Below are 18,682 nucleotides of genomic sequence, written 5' to 3' on the forward strand. Positions count from 1 at the left end.
GGAACATCCTCGGACGGTAAGCGCGAGCAGACACGGAGCGTCGGAGAGAGACCGGCAGCGGCGCCCTCGAAGGAGCGCACCTATGACCACTCCCCGTGGCGACGAGCGCACGGTTACGCGCACCTATCGCGCGGCCATACGCCTCGGCGAAGACTACATTACGCTTGAAGAAACGATCACCCTGCCCATTGACGCCAGCGATGAGGACGTGCAGCAGGCGGTTGAACTGGGCTGGCGCATCTACCGCGCGCAGCGCGAGGCGATTGAGCAGCAGGTGGCCGGCGTGCGCGAGGCGCAGGGGCCGCCTCCAGCGATTACGGTGCGCGATCCTGACGCCCCCGCCAGCGAGAAACAGCGCAACTACATCGCAACGCTTCAGGACCAGTTGAACTGGACGAGCGACCAGTTGACCGCCTTTGCCGGCGAGCAGGGCGTGGACCTGGTAACGATGACCAAGGGCCAGGCTTCGAGCTTTATTGACGAGCTGAAGAAACTGGCCGAAGAGCGCGCCCGCTACGCTGCCGAGCCGCGGGCCCGGAGCATCGAAGCGGCGCGCGCGGTTGATGAAGGCGCGCTTCCGGCGACCGAGAAGCAGTTACAGGCCCTGGCGCGCCTGGCCCACTCCCGTGGCCTGGATCTGGACGCGGAGCTGGTTCGCCGCTTCGGGGTTGACAGCGACGCTCTGAGCGGGGAGCAGGCGCGCGCACTGATCAGCGAGTGGCAGAGCCGCCCGGCTCGCGCCGCCGCCCCGCGCCGCGAACCGGCCCCCGATGAGCGCCGCGAGGAGTAGGGCAACCCTCAGGGTTGCTCTGTAGAGGAAACCCGACATTCCCCTGTTACGGCTGAACCATGGCTATGGTATGATGGCAGCCATGGAAGCCTTACACCACCCCGACGGCGTGGCCGTCATTGACACGCATCACATGGGCCGCGCCCACGTGGTGGCGAGTTACGTCCTTCTGGGCGATGAGCCGGCCCTGGTGGATCCGGGGCCGGCGGCCACCTTGCCCAGCCTTGAGGCCGGGATCCAGGCCCACGGTCTGACCCTCGACGACCTCCGCCACGTTGTGCTGACCCACATCCATCTCGACCATGCCGGCGCCACCGGCATGATCCTCACCCGCAACCCCCGCGTCCAGGTTCATGTGCACGAGAAGGGCGCGCCTCACCTGATTGACCCCTCCCGGCTGGTCAGCAGCGCAGGGATGCTCTGGGGCGATCGGCTGGAAACCCTCTGGGGCCGTACCATGCCTGTACCGGCGGCGGCCATCCTGACCCTGGTGGGCGGCGAAACGCTGCGTCTCGGCAGGCGGACGCTGCGGGCCTACGATGCCCCCGGGCACGCCAAGCACCACCTGGTCTGGTTCGACGAGCAGAGCGGCGCAGCATTCGTGGGCGACAACACCGGCGTGCGCCTGCCGGGGCGGCCCTTCACCCGCCCGGCCACCCCGCCGCCCGATGTGGATGTCGAGGCCTGGCTGCAAACCCTCGACATGATCGCCGCCCTGACTCCGGGCTGGCTCTGCCTGACCCATTTTGGCGCCTTCAATGACGTGGAGTTCCACCTGGCCGATTTTCGCGAACGGTTGCTGCGCTGGGCCGAACTGGTGCGCGAGGGGTTGCGCAGCGGGCGCAGCGAAGCCGAGCAGATCGCCGCGCTCGAGGCCCTCGGCGCCGCCGAAGTAGCCAGCCTCAGCGCGCCCGAACGAGCCGTGCTGGCCCAGCAGTCTGGCGACCTGGCGCTGAGCTGGCGCGGTCTGGCGCGCTACTGGCAGAAGCGCGGCGCGTAGTGCGATTTGAGATTTTAGATTACGGATTGGGCCGTAAACAACCTGGATCGATCCCCATCAGGCAGGGTAATAAGGAAACTCGGCTTCCCCAGTTTACTCTGGCCGTCTGCGGATCGCGATAGTACCGCGATGAAGGCCGGGTTTTCTTGAGATAGTGCAGCTTGCTTTTCGGTGCAGCAGGCTGTGATCCCTTCAGGGTCCTCCACGGTTTACCCTGGTCTCTTCCAACTTGCGCGCTGGCACGTGAACCGGTATCATAGGCGCGCTCGCGGGCAGCCGCGTCTGCGAGCGGGCGAAGGCGAATGCGCCTCGCCGACAACTCGCGCGGAAGAGCAGAGGAGAATCTTCGATGCGTGTGCTGATCCTTGGCGGTGATGGTTACCTGGGGTGGCCTACCGCGATGCACCTGTCGGCGCGCGGTCACGATGTGGCGGTGGTAGACAACATGGCCCGCCGTGGCTACGACAACGAGCTTGGCACCGAGAGCCTCGTGCCGATCGCCTCGTTGCAGGAGCGGGTCGGTCTCTGGGAGGCGCTGACAGGCCGGAAGATTGCCGCTCACATCGGTGACATTTGCGACTATACGTTCTTCGGACCGGTGGTGCAGGAGTTCCAGCCTGAGGCAATCGTGCACTACGGCGAGCAGCGCGCCGCTCCGTATTCCATGATTGACCGTCGCCACGCTGTGTATACGCAGGTGAACAATGTCGCGGGGACGCTCAACGTGCTCTATGCCATCGCCGAGTACGCGCCTGATTGTCACCTGATCAAGCTCGGCACCATGGGCGAATATGGCACGCCCAACATTGACATCGAAGAGGGCTATATCACGATTACCCATAAGGGCCGCACCGATACCCTGCCCTACCCGAAGATGCCTGGTTCGTGGTACCACGCCTCAAAGGTGCATGACAGCGTCAATATCCACTTCGCCTGCCGGATCTGGGGCCTCCGCGCCACCGATCTCAACCAGGGCGTAGTCTATGGCGTGGATACTGATGAGATCCTGATTGACGAGCGGTTGCGCACGCGCTTCGACTATGACGCGGTATTCGGCACCGTGCTCAATCGGTTTCTGGTGCAGGCCGTGGTTGGCATCCCGCTCACGGTCTATGGCGAGGGCGGGCAGACCCGCGGCTTCCTCGATATCCGCGACACCCTGGCCTGTGTCGAACTGGCGATGCTCAACCCCGCGGCGCCCGGCGAGTTTCGGGTCTTCAACCAGTTCACCGAGCAGTTCAGCGTACTGCAACTCGCCCAGGCTGTGCAGGCGACCGGACGCGAACTTGGTCTCGAGGTCGCCATCAACCATCTGCCCAATCCCCGGGTTGAGAAGGAGTCGCACTACTACAATGCCGTCAATACCAGCCTGCTGAGCCTCGGCCTGCAACCTCACTACCTCAGCGATACGCTGCTCGAGTCGGTCATCCACGTGGTGCAGCGCTATCGCCACAACGTCAAGCCCCACCTGATCCTGCCAAACGTCAACTGGCGCGAGACCGGGGCCCGCCCCGTCGAGCGCGAGGCGGCGGCGGATTAGCCGCTTGTAGAGGGCGTGAGGGCCTCCCAACGCGCAGTGAAGGGTATGGGGAACCCCGGGTTCCCCATATTTTCTACATCGCTCCCGCCAGGCGCCGGCGCCGCGCCTGCGAACACTGAAAGACCCGCGTCGCCAGGCGATAGTAGTCAATCAACTGGTCCATGGTGGCCTGCCAGGAGCGCCCGCGAGCGTGAAGCACCCCGCGCTGGGCCAGCCCGCGCCGCAGATCCGGGTCGTCCTTCAGGCGCCGCACCAGGGCCCCGATCTGCTCGGGGCGTTCGGGGTCGAAGAGCAACCCGTTGTCCCCATTGGTAATGATGTCGAGCACGCCGCCAGCGCTGGCGGCGACCACCGGCACGCCGCAGGCCATGGCTTCCAGGGCCACCAGGCCGAAAGTTTCAGTGGTGGAGGGAAACAGAAACACATCGGCGGCCCGGTAGGCCGCCACCAGATCATCACCGCGCAAATAGCCGGGGAAAGTGGTCGGAGTGCCGCGAAAATGGCGCTTGAGCTGCTCTTCGCTGGGGCCGCCGCCAACCATCGCCAGGCGCACGCCCGGCACGCTGAACAGCGGGTCGCGGATCGTCTCCAGGCGCTTTTCGGGCGAGAGTCGTCCCACGTACACTACCAGCAACTCGTCGGGTCGCCCGCCGCTCAGCCGCTCACGCATCGCGGGATCGCGCGGGCCAGGGCTGAAGCGGTGCGTGTCAATCCCGCGCTTCCACCAGCGCACCCGCGCGAAGCCGTGACGGCGCAGATCTTTGAGCGTTTCAGTGCTCGGGCAGAGGTTGAGATGCGCTTGATTATGCAGCGCGCGCAGGTATGACCAGATGACCGGCTCGATGAAGGCCCCGCCGTAGTGTCGCACGTAGCGCGGCACGTGCGTGTGGAAGGAGGCCAGGATTGGCACGTTCAGCCGCCGCGCATAGGAGAGGCCGAAAGGTCCGAGGAAAAACGGAGCGACGATATGCACCAGGTCGGGCTGAAAGCTGCGTATCCGCTCCCAGACGAAGCGCCGGGGGATGTTGATGCGTAATTCGGGGTAGAAGGGCAGCGGCGGCCCTCCCACGCCCACGATCTCGGCGCCGGCGTACTCCTTTGGCCCTCCCGGCGGCCCGAAGAGCAACACCTGATGGCCCTTCTCCTGCAGGCGTTCCAGGGCCTGACACAGAATCGTCACCACGCCGTCAATCTTGGGTAGAAAGGTTTCGGTGAAGATGGCGATTTTCATACCGGTCACCCATACGGCTGCGTCGCACACCAGCAGATGAAACTCCGGATAATCCTGGGAGGGCGAAAGCCCTCCCAGACCGACCCGTCGCGCAGAGGATGCTCGGGTTGCCCGCGGGTGCAACCTTCCAGGTGGCACCCGCGGGTTACAACCCGAAGCTCTGATGGATCACCCGAACGGCCCGGTCGCCCTCCTCCGCAGCTACCACGAGTGAGATGTTGTTCTCGGTGCTGCCCTGGGCGATGGCGATCACATTGATGCCTGCTGCGCCCATCGCCCCGAAGAGGCGCCCGGCGATCCCCGGCGTGCCACGCATCCCTGAGCCTACCAGTGCCACGATCACCACTGAGTCCTGCACATCAATGTGTTCGACGTCGTGGGCCGAAAACTCGCTGGCGAGTTCGCGGCGCAGCTCGGCGACTGCTGCGGGGGCCTCGGTGCGCGGCACCGCCAGGCACACGCTCTGCTCGCTGCTGGCCTGCGAGATGAGCAGAATATTGGCCCCGGCGCGGGCCACGGCCCCGAAGATGCGCGCGGCAACCCCTGTGACGCCGAGCATCCCCGGCCCGCCTACAGTGATCAGGCTCACATCCTTGATTGCCGTCACTGCTTTGGCCGCCCCGGCGCTCTCCTCGGCGCTGATCAGCGTGCCGGGGTGATCAGGGTTGAAGGTGTTGCGGATGCGGATGGGAATGCGCCGTTGCACCAGCGGCAGCACCGTCTTCGGATGCAGCACATTGGCCCCGTAGTAGGAGAGTTCGGCCATCTCGCTGTAGGTCAGGCGCGGCAGGGTGCGGGCCTCCGGCACCACGTTGGGGTTGGTGGTGAGCACCCCGTCAACCTCTTTCCAGAACCAGACTTCATCGGCATCGAGGACCGCGCCGAGGATGGCGCAGGAGTAATCGGAGCCGCCGCGCCCCAGGGTGGTGGGCACGCCGGCCCGCGTGGCGCCGATGAAGCCCGTGACCACCGGCACGACTCCCTCGGCCAGCAGCGGCAGGAGCCGCTCGCGCGACCGCTCGCGGGTTTCGTCCATCAGCGGCGAGGCGGCGCCGTAGCGCTCATCGGTGATGATCAGCCCGGTCGCGTCTACGGCCTGGGCGGGGACCCCGGCGCTCCGCAGCGCGGCGGCGATCAGGCGGGCGTTCAGCCGCTCACCGAGGCCGCTGAACAGGTCGAGGGCGCGGGGCGTCAATTCACCTAGCACGGCAATGCTCCGCGACAGGTCGCTCATATAATCGAGCATCGCTTGCAATTCGGGCGCCAGGGCCTCGCGCTCCTCGGCGCTGAGCAGCTCGGCGGCGACCCGCATGTGCAAGTCAAGCAGCCGCGGCGCGGCCAGGGCCGTCGCCTCGCCGTCGCCCTCGGCGGCGGCGCGCGCAGCGGCGATCAGGGTGTCGGTAGTGCGCAGATCCGGGGCGTTCATTGCCGACACCACGACCACCACCTCGTGCTCGCGGCGGCTTTCGGCCACAATCCGGGCCACCTGGCGGATAGCGTCGGCGCTGCCCACCGACGTGCCGCCGAACTTCATTACGACGCGCATACACTCTCCTCTATGGAACAATCAACACCTTGCCGGTTGTCTGGCGACCCTCCAGGGCGCGGTGAGCCTCGGCGGCCTCGCGCAGGCTATATTCACGCTCTACGTGCACCCGCAGGGCGCCCGCGGCCATCCAGGCGAACAGATCGCCGGCCCGCCAGGCCAGTTCCTCAGGGGTGGCGATGTAGTTGGCCAGCGTGGGCCGGGTGAGATAGAGCGACCCTTTCGCGCTCAGCAGCAGCGGCTCGATGGGTGGCACCGGGCCGCTGGCGTTGCCGAAGAAAACCGCGTAGCCCCGTGGGCGCAGGCAGTCGAGGCTCTGCTCCCACGTGCTCCGCCCGACCGAGTCGTAGACGACATCCGCCCCGCGCCCGCCGGTCAGTTCGCGCACGCGCTGGTCGAAACGCTCCTGGGTGTACAGGATAACCTCGTCGGCGCCGGCCTCGCGGGCCAGGGCTGCCTTGGCCTCGGTTGAAACCAGCCCGATCACCCGCGCTCCCAGGCGTCTGGCCATTTGTACCAGGAGCAGGCCCACGCCCCCCGCCGCCGCCGTCACTACACAGGTCTCGCCGGCTTTGAGCGGATAGGTGCTGTGGGTCAGGTAGTGGGCAGTGGCGCCCTGCAACATCACCGCTGCGGCGAGTTTGAGGTCGATGGACTCAGGTACGCGCACCGCCTTTGCCGCCGGCGCCAGGGCATACTCGGCATAGCCGCCAATCCCCGAGGCCGTCGCTACCCGCTCGCCCACGCTCCACCCCTGCACCTCGGCGCCCACTGCGTCAACAATTCCGGCGAACTCCAGGCCGGGGACGAACGGCAGCGGCAGTTTGTACAACCCGGTGCGGTGGTAGGTGTCAATGTAGTTCAGCCCCGTGGCGACCACCTTGATGCGGAGCTGGTCGGGCGCGGGTTCGGGAACAGGCGCCTCCTCGTAGCGTAGTACGTCGGGGCCGCCGGTCTCGTGAACTCGAATTGCGTGCATATGCTCTCTCGCCTTATTATTGCTCTGGCCTCGCAAAGCGGCTGCCATAGACTTCAGGGCAACCAGAGCGCCCGGCATGCGGCGGGCTGAATGGAGTGACGCACCTGCCAGCGCCACCGCAACAACGGGCGTCCGAAGTTTGCCCCGGGGATACAGATCCTGGAAAGCGCCGCCTCCCTTGCGCCGTGATCGAAAGTCGGCCTATACTATAACAGGATTCTTGCAGCATCACGGCGCTCTGATGCGCTGCCCCCTCACGCGATTGTAGATTGCGAATGTGCGAATGATTGATCGCGGATTGTTGGATGGGCGCGACCCATAGGAACGCGATCTGGTCGCGCTTGCATCCGAACAGGTCGCCTGGAACCGTACCAAGGAGATGCCGTGCGCCGGGAGAAGCAGCTTCCGCGAAGTTATTTTACGCGCTACGATGAGAGCGATGATCGCCTCTTCTACACCTATCCCCGGCTGACGGCGCATATTGATGAGGCCGCGCGCGCCGCCGTGACACGGTTGTTTCGCGAGGAACTGCCCCCAGGGGGCCGCATCCTCGACCTGATGAGCAGTTATCTCAGCCACCTGCCCCCGGAGGTGCACTATGCTCATGTGGTTGGATTGGGGTTGAACGCCGAGGAAATGCGGCTGAATCAGCAACTTGACGAGTATCTGGTTCATGACCTGAATAAGAACCCCAGTTTGCCCTTTGCCGACGCCTCGTTCGACGGGGCCGTGTGTACCGTCTCGGTGCAGTACCTGGTCCATCCAGTCACCGTCTTCGCCGAGGTGGGGCGCGTGTTGCGATCCGGCGCGCCGTTTATTGTCACCTTCTCCAACCGCTGCTTCCCCAGCAAGGCGGTGCGGATCTGGATTTCGACCAGCGATCGGCAGCATGGTCAACTGGTGCAGCAGTATTTTCAACTGGCCGAATGCTATACCGACATTCGCTTCCTTGACCGGTCCCCCTGCCACTGGCTCAGCGATCCGCTGTACGCTGTCATTGGTCGTGTCAGGTGACATGGCCGGAGGTCGGCTCTAACAAATACGATGGGCGCTGGTTTGAAGGCTGCGGATTTGTGCAAACTCTGCACACAATCGTAAAGGGTTTGCTATAATCACCGCAGCGTTGCCGATGTAAACCCGGACTATACGATGGGTGGGGGAACGTGGTTGTCTCACCCCTTCGCCCCTGGAAACATACGCGGGGCCAATGAGGGGAGCGGTGCGCCTGCCGCCCTTCGCCTCAGGGAGAGAGTGTATGCCTGCCGTCGCCCCTCAGCCTGTGCAGATAACCTGCCCCGCCTGTGGCGTTCCCTTTCGCGCTAATCTCTATACCCTGGTTGACGCCGCCGAGCAGCCGGCCCTGAAGACGGCCTTGCTCAGCGGCCAGTTGAATGTGGCGGTCTGCCCGAACTGCGGTTCAGGCGCCATGCTTGGCGCGCCGTTAATCTACCACGATCCGCGCAAGCAACTCTGCCTGGTCTACTTTCCCCAGGAGTTGAACACGCCGCCAGAGGAGCAAGAGCGCTTCATTGGCGAGGCGACCAGTTTCCTGCTCCGCTCGCTGCCCGCCGATGCGCCACGGGCATACCTGCTGGCGCCGCGGCGCTTTCTGACCCTGGCGTCGCTGCTCGATACGATTCTCGAAGCCGATGGCGTCAGCCGTGAGACGCTGGAACGCCAGCGGGCCTACGTCGATCTGATCAGCGAACTGGCCACCGCGGTGAACAGTGAGGAGCGTTTCAATGCGCTGGTCGCCCGGCGTCGGGCGGATTTTACCCCGGAGTTCTTCGCCACTCTCGAAGCGTTCATTCAGGCGCTGCCCGACTCGCAGGCGGAATCGCGCACATTGCTGTTGCAGGTGCATGAACGCCTCAACAACCTCATCGGCGAAGGCGGGGCCGCGGCAGCCGCCGACGAGGTGCGTCAGGCCATCGAACGGCTGCTGACGATCCCCGATGATCAGCTTGAGCAGGCGGTAGCCGAACTGCGCCCGGTGCTTGACTACAGCTTCTTCCAGGCGTGGACGGAGCGCATCGAAGCGGCGCAGGCCGCCGGCCAGGCCGATGAGGCGGCCCGCCTGACCGAGCGGCGCGCGCGCATTCTGGCCCTGATAGAGCGACTGGACCGCGAAACGCAGGCGTTGTTTGAGGCCGGCAACGCCCTGCTCGCCGAGGTGCTCGAAGCTCCCGACCCGCTCGCCGCGCTCCACGAGCGGGCCGAGCGGGTCGGCGAGGGCTTCATGATCGCCCTCTCGGCCAATGCCGCCGCCGCCCAGCGCTCCGGACGCGAGGAACTGGCGCAGCGCCTGGAACAGCTCGCCGCGGCGGCGGTGGAGATCATTCAGAGCCGGCTTTCGCCCGAAGAACGCTTCATCAATGAGTTGCTCCTCGCCGAGACGCCAAAGGAAGCCACAGCCCTGCTCCGCAAGAACGTGGCGAAAATCACCCCCGATCTGGTCAAAAAGCTCAATGAACTGGCCGCCCAGGAGGAGCGTCGCGCTAACGCCAGCGGCGCCGAACGCCTGCGGCAACTCGCCCGCGAGGCCGGGGCGATGCTGTTCTGAACGGGTATGAAGTTGTTCTTGCTGCGCTTGCTGGCGCTCCTCGCGCGGCCATTCATCCGGCGGGCCACCCCTGGCCCGCCGCGTCGTGTCCTGGTGATCAAGCCTGACCACCTGGGCGACCTGCTTCTGGCAACGCCCGCCCTTCAGGCCCTCCGCGCCGCGCTGCCCGACGCTCACATCAGCGCGCTGGTCGGACCCTGGGCGCGGCGCATGTGGCAGGGTCTGCCCGAGCTGGACACCCTCCGGGAGTTGCCCTTTCCCGGCTTCGAGCGCGACGGCGCCCGCCGGCGCAACCGGCTGCAACCTTTCCTGACCCTGCTCCGGTACGCCGTGTTGCTGCGCCGCGAAGGCTACGACGCGGCATTAATTCTGCGCGACGATCACTGGTGGGGGGCCCTGCTGGCGCTGCTGGCGGGCATTCCCCGGCGTGTCGGCCATGGCTCTCCCCTATGTGCGCCGCTGCTCAGCGAGGCGTTGCCCTTCGACGGGCGCGAACACGTGACTCGACAGGCCCTTGACGTGGCGGCCCGGCTTACCGGCGCGAAACCACTTGCGTATCCCGGAGCGCCGCCGCTGCGCTTCGCGCTCACTCCGGCGGAGCGGGCCTGGGCCAACGCCTGGATTGCCGCCCGCCTTGCTCCCGCCGAACGCCTGGTGATCATCCATCCTGGCACTGCCGGGGTGACCAAGCTCTGGCCGGCCGAACGCTGGGCGATCGTCGGTGATGCTCTGGCGGCGCGCCCCGGGGCGCGAGTATTGCTGACCGGCGGCCCCGGAGAGGAGGCCCTGGTGCGCCAGGTGGCCGGCGCCATGCGCCACCCGCCGCTGGAACTGGCCGGGGCGACCAGTATCAGTCAACTGGCGGCCCTCTTCGCGCAGGCCGCGCTGGTGCTGGGGGTTGATAGCGGGCCGCTGCATCTTGCCGTTAGCCAGGGGACGCCGACGGTGCGCCTCTTCGGTCCTACCGATCCGGGGCGATTTGGCCCGTGGGGCGACCCGGCCCGCCATCGCGTACTGCGGGCCGGGCTGGCGTGCAGCCCCTGCCATAACGTCAACCGCTGCCCGCGCGGCACCCTCGGTCCGGAGTGTATGGAGGCCATTTCGGCTGCGATGGTGAAAGATGCGGTAAGCCTGGAAGCCAGCCCTGACTTGCCGCTGACTCTGAGGTGAGCGCCAGCCCCCGGTAATGGAAGGGCGCCTCAGGATACGCGGGCCTGCAGCAAGGCGCGCGCCACGGCGTCAAGCACGGCGGCGGGGCGATTGCCTGCGGGCAAGCCGAAACGGCGCAGGAGGGCGCGCCGGTAGACGTGGAGCGAAGCGGGAGCGAACGAGCAGAGGCGCCGGTAAGGATGGCGGTGCGGGGCCGGTTCGGGGAACGGGTGAACGATCATAGGTCGCTCGCTGTATTCGTGTCTTCTCTCACAAAGTCATCATAAGGGCTGCGCTGCACTGCGTCAAGCCCCGGTTGCCGCGCAATTCCTGTGCATTATCTTGCGATGCGGTTGAAGGCGACGGGCGCAGGATCTGCCTTCTTTGTAGCAGGGGACAGGGCGGCGAGGAGAGAACAAGTCGCAACGTAGCGGTAAGGAACGGCTACGGAGCGGAGGCGAGCTTGCGCTGGAAGAAGGCCGGGGAGGGCGCTGCTCTCCGGCCCTCGCATGCCTGAAGTTCTTACATCAACCGCAGGGCCTGGCGCTTCATATAGGCCAGGATGGCGCTGATGCCGTTAATGCGTTGGGGGCTGAGGATCTGGTGCAGGCCCATCTCGACGAAGAAATCCGCCGGCACCGCCAGCACCTCGGCGGGAGCGGACCCGCGCAGCCCTTCGGCCAGGAGCGCGGCATAGCCGCGCGTCGTCGGGGACTCAGGCGGCACATCGAAATGGAACACCAGCCCGTCGCCCTGGCGTTCGGTGTGCAGGAACACCGGGCTGGCGCACTCGTCAACCTGCTCCATGCCCGCGGCGGCCCGTTCGCGCAGGTATTCAGGCAGCGGCGGCAGGCGATCGGCATACTCGAGGAGCAGTTCAAGCTTCTCGTCGCGCCCGCAGCCCTTGAACTCCTCAATAATCGCCCGCAGGCGTGGTGGAATGGCGCTTGTCTCGGTCATGCGTTTAGTCGATCTGCAGAATGTACCCTTTGCCGCGGACGTTGAGCAGATAGCGGGGCGTGCTCGGGTCGGGCTCGATCTTCTGGCGCAGGTGGTGGATATGGGGCTTGATCAACTCGCCGGCTTCCATATCGCTGGCCTCATAGCCCTGGGCGCAGCGCACCAGCTGGGTATAGGAGAGCATCTGCCCGGCGTGCTCGGCCAGACACAGGAGCAGGCGAAACTCTGTCGGCGTCAGGTTGAGCGAACGTCCGCCGAGGGTGGCCGTCTGGTGCCAGGTGTCGAGTTGCAACTGGCCGATGGTCAACTGGCGCTCGCTGCTGGGGGCGCTGGCAGTGGCGGCCGGGACGGGCGCCGGCGGGGCTGCGGGTTGGACGCCGCTGATCAGTTGATTGAGCGCCTCGGGAGCCGGGTCGCCGCTGGTGAGGGCCTGGGCCGCGGCGCTGATCGCTGAGATGAGCGCCGACTGCCGCTGGCGCTTCGCCCGCTCTGCCAGACCGGCTGCGACCCGATCGAGGATCTGCTCTGGATCGCTCGTCTTTAACATGTAGTCGAAGATGCCCTGGTGCATCCCTTCAATGGCTGTTTCGAGCGAGCCGTGGCCGGTCAGCACAATCACCACCGTATCGAGGTTGCGCTGGCGGAGGGCCTCGACCACCTGGATGCCATTAATTCCGGGCATCTGCAAGTCAACCAGCATGAGATCAAAGCGCTGGCGGTCAAACAGCGCCACGGCCTCTTCGCCGGTGGCCGCCGCGGTCACTACGTAGCCCGCGCGACTCAACAGGGCGCTCAAGGTGAGGCGGATATTCTGTTCGTCATCTACGACGAGGACCTGGGCAGGCTGGCTCATGCTGTTTGCACTCCGTGCCGAAAAGCACTATAGTTGGGACACTGGCATCGCTCGCATTATAGCGCGCTGATCTTCAGAGTGTCAACGTGAGGCGCATCCCGCGTTCTGGCGCTGTCTGTCACTTTTGACCGATGCGGAGATAATTATGGGTGAGTTGGAGACCCTGCGGGCCCGTGTGGCGCAGTTGGAGGCGCAGTTGCGGGAAGCCGAGTCCCGCGCCGAGCAACTGGCCTGCGAGGCCGATCTGCAGCACAATCGGGCCGTTCACCTGCAGGCGCGCTTGAGCGCCATCCTCTCGATCACCGCGGCGCTGCTGCTGAGCCGCGACGTTGAGGCGATTGTGAACCTGGTGGTTAACGAGGCGGTCAACCTGTTTCCGGGCACCAGCGTCGCCCATCTGTACCTGGTGGATGGCGAGACTGAGCGCCTGACGCTTCGCGCGGGCGAAGGCGCGCAAGCCTGCGGCCATGTAATAGGACTGGCCGGTCTGGCCACCCTTTCGCCGCGGGCGATGTTACTGGTGGGACCAGAGCTGGAGTTGGCCCTTGATCAGTTGAGCGACGCCGACCGTGAGGCGTTGCGGGCCTTGCTGCCGCAGTGGCCGCCCTCAAGCGCCCTGCTCACCCCGCTGCGGCTGGAAAACCAGCGTCTGGGGGCTCTGGTGCTCTACGGCGGGGTGAGCGCACACCTGTACCATCCGCGCGACCTGCCCTTCGTGCAGGCCCTCGGCGACCTGACCGCCATTGCCATTGATGAAGTGACCCAGCGGGCGCGGGCCGCGGCGCTCCAACGCGACCTGGCCATCACCCAGTCGCTGCACGCTGAGGCCCAGGCGCGCCTCAACACCGCTCAGGCCCAGTTGCTCCAGAGCGCCAAGCTTGCCGCCGTCGGCGAACTCTCCGCCTCGGTCGCCCACGAGATCAACAACCCGCTGTACGCCGCCCGTAACAGCCTCTACCTGATCGAACAGGATCTGCCGCCGGACGCGCCGCAGCGCGGCTACCTTTCGATTGCCCAGCAAGAACTGGGGCGCATCGCCCGCATTATCACCCGCATGCGCGATTTCTACCGCCCTTCGCGCTCCGAGCTTGCCAGCACCAACATCAACAGCATCCTCCGCGAGACGCTGGAACTGGTGCAGACGCACCTGCGCCACGGCCGCATCACCGCCACCACTAACTTCGACCCCGATCTGCCCCTGACCGTGGCCCACGCCGATCAGTTGCGGCAGGTCTTCCTCAATATCATCCTCAACGCCTGTGACGCCATGCCCCGCGGCGGCGAGTTGCGGGTGACCACCCAGTTGATCAAGGCGCGCCAGGAAGCGCCTGCTACCATCGGGGTGATCATCAGCGACACCGGCGTCGGGATTGCCCCCGAGCATCGCCCGCACCTCTTCGAGCCGTTCTATACCACCAAGCCCCAGGGCACTGGTCTGGGGCTGGCCATCAGCGCCCACATCGTCACCCAGCACGGCGGGCGGATCACCGTTGATAGCGAGGTGGGCAAAGGCAGCACCTTCACCATCTTTCTTCCCGTCAACAGCGAGTCCCAGGACCCGGCATCAGCCTGATTGCGACCATCAGGCGCGACCGCAGACCAGCCACGGGGCCACGGCAGGGGGCTGTTCGGGGCGCGGGCCCACGCCTGCACCCCGGCGCCGCTGCTGGCCAGGGTCCGGAGTCACGCGTTCTATACGCGCAAGTCAGGCACTTGACATGCGCCGTTATTTCGCATCTGGGCGCTGTAGAAGCAATTCTTCGCGCGACTTGTCACAAGTTGTTGCTTCGCCACTAGTAGTTGTCGCCTCGTCCCATCACAGGGGACGGTGAGACTGCTACGATAGGAGCGATCGACCGGCGAGAATTCTAGATGTGTTCCTGTACGCCGGAGGAGTGATCGCACTATGCCACCGAGGCAGATCGCTATTTATATTGTTGATAATGATCCCACCGCCGCACTGATCACGCAGCGCGGGCTGCAAACGTTGCTGGGCGAGCAATTTACCATTACAGTTGCCCCGTCCCCAAATGCGGCCTGGCTGGCCTGCGCCGATGGTCGGGTGGATTTGTTGATTGTCGACCCCAGCCCGCATACGAGCGGAGTCATCTCGCTGGTACGGGCGGTGCGCACCTTTCGGCCATCCATCCCCGTGCTGGTGCTGACCGCCTATGATACGCCCGGGTTACGCGCCAAAATGCGTGACCTCGGTGTGGATAAGTATGTCGCCAAACCGGTTGACCTGCATGACCTCCTGCCGGTGGTGACCAGCGCTCTGGCATCGCTCCCGCCACGCATCGCTCCAGGTCCCTCCCTCGCTACCATCAGCGCCGGTCTCGTCCACGGTAAATAGCCGCCGTCTGAGCGACGTCAACGAAGCCTGTCAGGCGCCGCGGTTGCCGCGGAGCCGCGCCTGGCACGGAAAAACCGCCAGGTAGGACAATCGCGCAGACGCCTCGTTATGGACGCGCGCCGCTTGCCGCACCTGACGGCTCGCGATTCGTTCACGCCCTGCGACCGTAGCAGCTTCGTCTCCGAGACGCACCGCTCTGTGGTATGATGAGCGCAGGGCGTCCGAAGAGGCTGCTATGCGTGGATTCCGCTTTGACTGGCGCTGGCTGGTGCTGATTGGCTTCATCGCCGTTCTGGCTAACGCCCAATCGCTCCCCTGGTTCGTCACCGCTCTGGCGCTGGGCGTGCCTGGCGGTTATCTGCTCGTGCTGGCCTGGCGCGCCTGGGAGGGGATCGGTGGCCGGGGGTCCGGGAACGGGCGCCGTGTCACCTACTGGCGCGGCCAGCGCATTGAAATGCACGGGCCTCCCCGCCGCGTTCGCCCGGAGACCCTGAGCGCGATAGCGCCGATTGTGATCTACGCCCTGGGAGGGTTAATCCTTGTGCTGGCCGCACTTACCGTGACGGTCCAGGCCCTCTAGGGCAGTCGCTTGCCGCGCGCGGCGCGTCCATCGGCAGGCGGGAACCCGGCGTCCCCGCGCCACGCTCAACATGGCTATGCTCGCAGAGGGTTCACACGGAGATGCGGGTGCTGCAAAGCGGCCCTGAATCCTCAGGGGTGACGCCTTGAGGCGTCACCCCTGGGGAGAGAGGAGAAGGAGATGGAATGAGTATACCACCTTTTGCAACGCTGTGGTGTGTTCTAGATTACAAATCTCATAACCTGAGCTTAATCTTTTGCAACGAGGCTTAACCCATGCCCTTCATGGAAGGCCTGCTCCAGCGCAGGCGGTTGACCACCGCGCGCCAGGATGAACTGCTGGCTGAACTGCGCGGCCTGCTCGAGAGCCTTGACGCAGCCTTCGACCGCTTCGGCGCCGATGTTGACCCCGCCGACCGGCGGGCCCTGCGCGAGACTATTGATCACCTGGAAGAACTTTTTCTGATTGTCATTGCCGGTGAGTTCAACTCTGGCAAGTCGAGTTTTCTTAATGCTCTCCTTGGCGAGCAGATCCTCCCCGAAGGGGTGACGCCAACCACCGATACGATCACCCTCCTCCAGTACGGTGACGAGATAAGCAGCGAGCTTCGATCAGGCGGCCTGCGCGTCACCACCTACCCCGCCGAGGTGCTGCGCCAGCTCAGCATCGTGGATACGCCGGGCACCAATGCGGTCATCCGCCGCCACGAACAGTTGACCCGCCAGTTCATTCCACGCGCCGATCTGGTGCTGTTTACCACCTCGGCCGACCGCCCCTTCACTGAGAGCGAGCGCGGCTTTCTGGAGTTGATCAAGGAGTGGGGCAAGAAGATTATCATCGTGCTCAACAAGATTGACATCCTCAGCGCCGAGGAACTCGAGCAGGTGGTTGGCTTTATCAATACCAACAGCCGTACCCTCCTTGGTCTGACGCCGGAGATCTTTCCCGTTTCGGCGCGCCAGGCCATGCGTGCGCGCCAGCAGGAGGGCGAGGAACGCGAGCGCCTGTGGGCCGCCAGCCGCTTCGGCGAGGTTGAGAACTACATTATCAGTACCCTGGATGAAGAGACGCGCGTCCGGCTCAAACTGCTCTCACCCCTCGGCGTGGCCCAGAAGTTGACCGGCGCCTACCTGGGCCTCACCGAAAACCGCCTGGCTACGCTCCGCGAGGACCTGGCCACCCTCGATAACGTGGAACAGCAACTCGGCCTGTTTAAGGACGATCTCCGCCACGATTTGAAATACTACCTCGGCGAGATTGACCAGATCCTCGATGATCTGGTGCAACGCGGCGAAGCCTTCTTCGACGAGCATATCCGTCTGAGCCAGGTGCCCACCCTGATGAATGGCGAACGTTTGCGGGCTATGTTCGAGCAAGAAGTCCTCGGCGATCTCGATCAACAGATTGACCAGAAGGTCAATGCGATTGTAGATTGGATGATCGAGAAGAACCTGCGGTTGCAACAGAGCGTGGACGAATACATCAAGCGCCGGGCCGGGCAGCATAGCGAGAAGTTGATCGGCAGCGTGGGCGGGAGCTTCGAGTATAACCGGCGCGCGTTGCTGGATACGGTGGGCCGGGCGGCCACCGAAGTGGTCGCGAGCTACGATAAGCAGGCCGCTTCGGCTGAACTGGCCGACGAGGTGCGCTCCTCGATTGCCGCGACGGCGATCACCGAGGTGGGCGCCGTGGGTCTGGGGGCAATTGTGGTGGCCCTGGCCCACGCCGTCTGGCTCGATTTCACCGGGATCCTGGCCGCGACAGCGCTGGCCCTGGGCGGCTTTGCCTTTTTACCGGCCAAAAAGCGGCAGGCCAAAAAGGCCCTGCGCGAGCGGGTCGAAACGATGCGCAGCCAGTTGCGTGCCAGCGTCGAGCGGCAGTTCGAGCGCGAGGTGGATCGCTCCGTCGGCCAGATCCGCGAGCGCAACGCCCCGTTCACGCGGTTCGTGCGCGCCCAGCAGGGCCAGTTGAGCGAATTGCAACAGACGTTCGCCGAGATTGACACCGGTCTGGGCCGGCTGCGCAAGGAGATTGAAGGGTAGCTCGCTCGCAGCCTCCACCCTATTCCACGCGACCTCCGCCTGCCTGGCGTTACGGTTGGGAAGGCCACGCGCGAAACCCGCCAGGCCCTTCTCTGTCTCAGAATCGGTTCCAACCTTTCAATTCGGTGAGAAAAGTTGACAGAGCTATCGCCCGACGCTACCCTGTAGGGGCAAGCATTGCTTTGCCCATGCCCGCAACGGCCATAGCCCCGTGCTGGCTCCTGGCTCATTATGGATCTTTCACGTCTCTGGGCGCGGCTCAATCCGTTAACCTCGCCCTTTGCGTTGATCGACATTCTGGTTGTTGCGCTCCTTATCTACTGGCTCCTGGGCGTCGTGCGCGGCACCCGGGCAGTGCAATTGCTGCGCGGCATTGGCATTGTGCTGGCGCTGACCATCTTTGTAGGCACGGTTGCCCGTGATCAATTGCAGACGCTCTCCTGGCTGCTGAGCACGATCGTCACCCCGGCCCTGATCGTGGGCGTGCCGGTGCTGTTTCAGCCGGAACTGCGGCGCGCCCTGGAGTCGCTGGGGCGCTCCAGTGAACTGCTCAGCCGCCCTCTCTCTGGCGCCAATCGTTCCGAACTGCTCGAGACAATCAATAGCATCAGTCGCGCAGCGATCCAGCTCTCGCAACAGGGGGTGGGCGCGCTCATTGTCATCGAGCGCAATTCGCGGTTGCAGGAGTATGCTGAACGGGGGGTCATCCTTGACTCGCGCATTTCCACGGCCCTGTTGCTGAATATTTTTTATCCCAATGCGCCATTGCACGATATGGCCGTGATTGTGCGCGGCAATCGCATTCTTGCCGCGAATGTGGTCTTGCCGCTCAGTGAAGATGTGATTGGACCACGCCGCTACGGGACGCGCCACCGGGCCGCCAAGGGGATCAGTGAACAGACTGACGCGCTGGCGGTGGTGGTCTCTGAGGAGACGGGAGCGATCTCGCTGGTGCAGGACGGACGCATGGCCAGTTATCTGACCGAGGCGCGCCTGCGTACCATGCTGGCCGGATTGCTGAGCGTGCCGCTCGAAGCTGAAGGGAAGTAATGTCATTACCGATTGCAGCGGCTCCATGGCCGTGCGGAGCCTTTTG

The 18,682-nt window shown here is 65.0% G+C and carries 17 protein-coding genes; 11 read left to right on the forward strand and 6 right to left on the reverse strand.

Annotated elements, in window-relative coordinates; all coding sequences use genetic code 11:
* Positions 1-82 precede the first annotated feature (82 nt).
* From NZU74_04335 to NZU74_04345, 3 genes are all read left to right on the forward strand, one after another.
* Complete coding sequence (locus NZU74_04335) at positions 83-790, forward strand: hypothetical protein (protein ID MCS6880537.1); 708 nt, start codon at positions 83-85, stop codon at positions 788-790.
* Between the two features lie 82 nt (positions 791-872).
* Complete coding sequence (locus NZU74_04340) at positions 873-1,790, forward strand: MBL fold metallo-hydrolase (protein ID MCS6880538.1); 918 nt, start codon at positions 873-875, stop codon at positions 1,788-1,790.
* 349 nt (positions 1,791-2,139) lie between these two features.
* Positions 2,140-3,330: an NAD-dependent epimerase/dehydratase family protein gene (locus NZU74_04345; protein MCS6880539.1), complete on the forward strand. Its 1,191-nt coding sequence runs from the start codon at positions 2,140-2,142 to the stop codon at positions 3,328-3,330.
* Positions 3,331-3,403: 73 nt separating this feature from the next.
* Here the strand turns inward: NZU74_04345 and NZU74_04350 are convergent, their stop codons facing one another.
* The 3 genes from NZU74_04350 to NZU74_04360 all read right to left on the reverse strand — a co-directional run bounded on the left by NZU74_04350 (position 3,404) and on the right by NZU74_04360 (position 7,086).
* On the reverse strand, positions 3,404-4,561 hold the full coding sequence (locus tag NZU74_04350) for a glycosyltransferase family 1 protein (GenBank protein MCS6880540.1): 1,158 nt from the start codon (positions 4,559-4,561) through the stop codon (positions 3,404-3,406).
* A gap of 145 nt (positions 4,562-4,706) precedes the next feature.
* On the reverse strand, positions 4,707-6,107 hold the full coding sequence (locus tag NZU74_04355) for an aspartate kinase (GenBank protein MCS6880541.1): 1,401 nt from the start codon (positions 6,105-6,107) through the stop codon (positions 4,707-4,709).
* A 10-nt stretch (positions 6,108-6,117) separates the two neighbouring features.
* A complete protein-coding gene (locus NZU74_04360) occupies positions 6,118-7,086 on the reverse strand; it encodes a quinone oxidoreductase (protein ID MCS6880542.1) in 969 nt (322 codons plus the stop codon).
* 384 nt (positions 7,087-7,470) lie between these two features.
* Between NZU74_04360 and NZU74_04365 the strand changes: the two genes are divergently transcribed.
* The 3 genes from NZU74_04365 (at position 7,471) to NZU74_04375 (ending at position 10,819) form a co-directional block, all read left to right on the forward strand.
* A complete protein-coding gene (locus NZU74_04365; protein MCS6880543.1) occupies positions 7,471-8,100 on the forward strand; it encodes a class I SAM-dependent methyltransferase in 630 nt (209 codons plus the stop codon).
* Positions 8,101-8,341: 241 nt separating this feature from the next.
* Positions 8,342-9,649: a CpXC domain-containing protein gene (locus tag NZU74_04370; protein ID MCS6880544.1), complete on the forward strand. Its 1,308-nt coding sequence runs from the start codon at positions 8,342-8,344 to the stop codon at positions 9,647-9,649.
* Between the two features lie 6 nt (positions 9,650-9,655).
* Entirely contained in the window at positions 9,656-10,819 is a 1,164-nt protein-coding gene (locus NZU74_04375; protein MCS6880545.1) for a glycosyltransferase family 9 protein, read from the forward strand.
* A gap of 29 nt (positions 10,820-10,848) precedes the next feature.
* On the opposite strand, the gene NZU74_04380 is transcribed toward NZU74_04375, so the two are convergent.
* From NZU74_04380 to NZU74_04390, 3 genes are all read right to left on the reverse strand, one after another.
* Positions 10,849-11,040 (reverse strand): hypothetical protein, encoded by a 192-nt coding sequence (locus NZU74_04380; GenBank protein MCS6880546.1) that lies wholly within the window; start codon positions 11,038-11,040, stop codon positions 10,849-10,851.
* Positions 11,041-11,320: 280 nt separating this feature from the next.
* Positions 11,321-11,758, reverse strand: a complete 438-nt coding sequence (locus NZU74_04385; protein ID MCS6880547.1) for a SufE family protein — start codon at positions 11,756-11,758, stop codon at positions 11,321-11,323.
* 4 nt (positions 11,759-11,762) lie between these two features.
* Positions 11,763-12,611, reverse strand: a complete 849-nt coding sequence (locus NZU74_04390; GenBank protein MCS6880548.1) for a response regulator transcription factor — start codon at positions 12,609-12,611, stop codon at positions 11,763-11,765.
* A 145-nt stretch (positions 12,612-12,756) separates the two neighbouring features.
* Here NZU74_04390 and NZU74_04395 point away from each other — a divergent pair, with 145 nt between their 5' ends.
* From NZU74_04395 to cdaA, 5 genes are all read left to right on the forward strand, one after another.
* Positions 12,757-14,184 (forward strand): ATP-binding protein, encoded by a 1,428-nt coding sequence (locus tag NZU74_04395; GenBank protein ID MCS6880549.1) that lies wholly within the window; start codon positions 12,757-12,759, stop codon positions 14,182-14,184.
* 333 nt (positions 14,185-14,517) lie between these two features.
* Positions 14,518-14,964 (forward strand): response regulator, encoded by a 447-nt coding sequence (locus NZU74_04400; protein MCS6880550.1) that lies wholly within the window; start codon positions 14,518-14,520, stop codon positions 14,962-14,964.
* 235 nt (positions 14,965-15,199) lie between these two features.
* Positions 15,200-15,544: a hypothetical protein gene (locus NZU74_04405; protein MCS6880551.1), complete on the forward strand. Its 345-nt coding sequence runs from the start codon at positions 15,200-15,202 to the stop codon at positions 15,542-15,544.
* A gap of 275 nt (positions 15,545-15,819) precedes the next feature.
* Entirely contained in the window at positions 15,820-17,586 is a 1,767-nt protein-coding gene (locus NZU74_04410) for a dynamin family protein (GenBank protein MCS6880552.1), read from the forward strand.
* Between the two features lie 231 nt (positions 17,587-17,817).
* Entirely contained in the window at positions 17,818-18,636 is an 819-nt protein-coding gene (cdaA, locus tag NZU74_04415; GenBank protein ID MCS6880553.1) for a diadenylate cyclase CdaA, read from the forward strand.
* Positions 18,637-18,682 lie beyond the last annotated feature (46 nt).

This window comes from Chloroflexaceae bacterium (assembly GCA_025057155.1).
Lineage (GTDB): Bacteria > Chloroflexota > Chloroflexia > Chloroflexales > Chloroflexaceae > JACAEO01.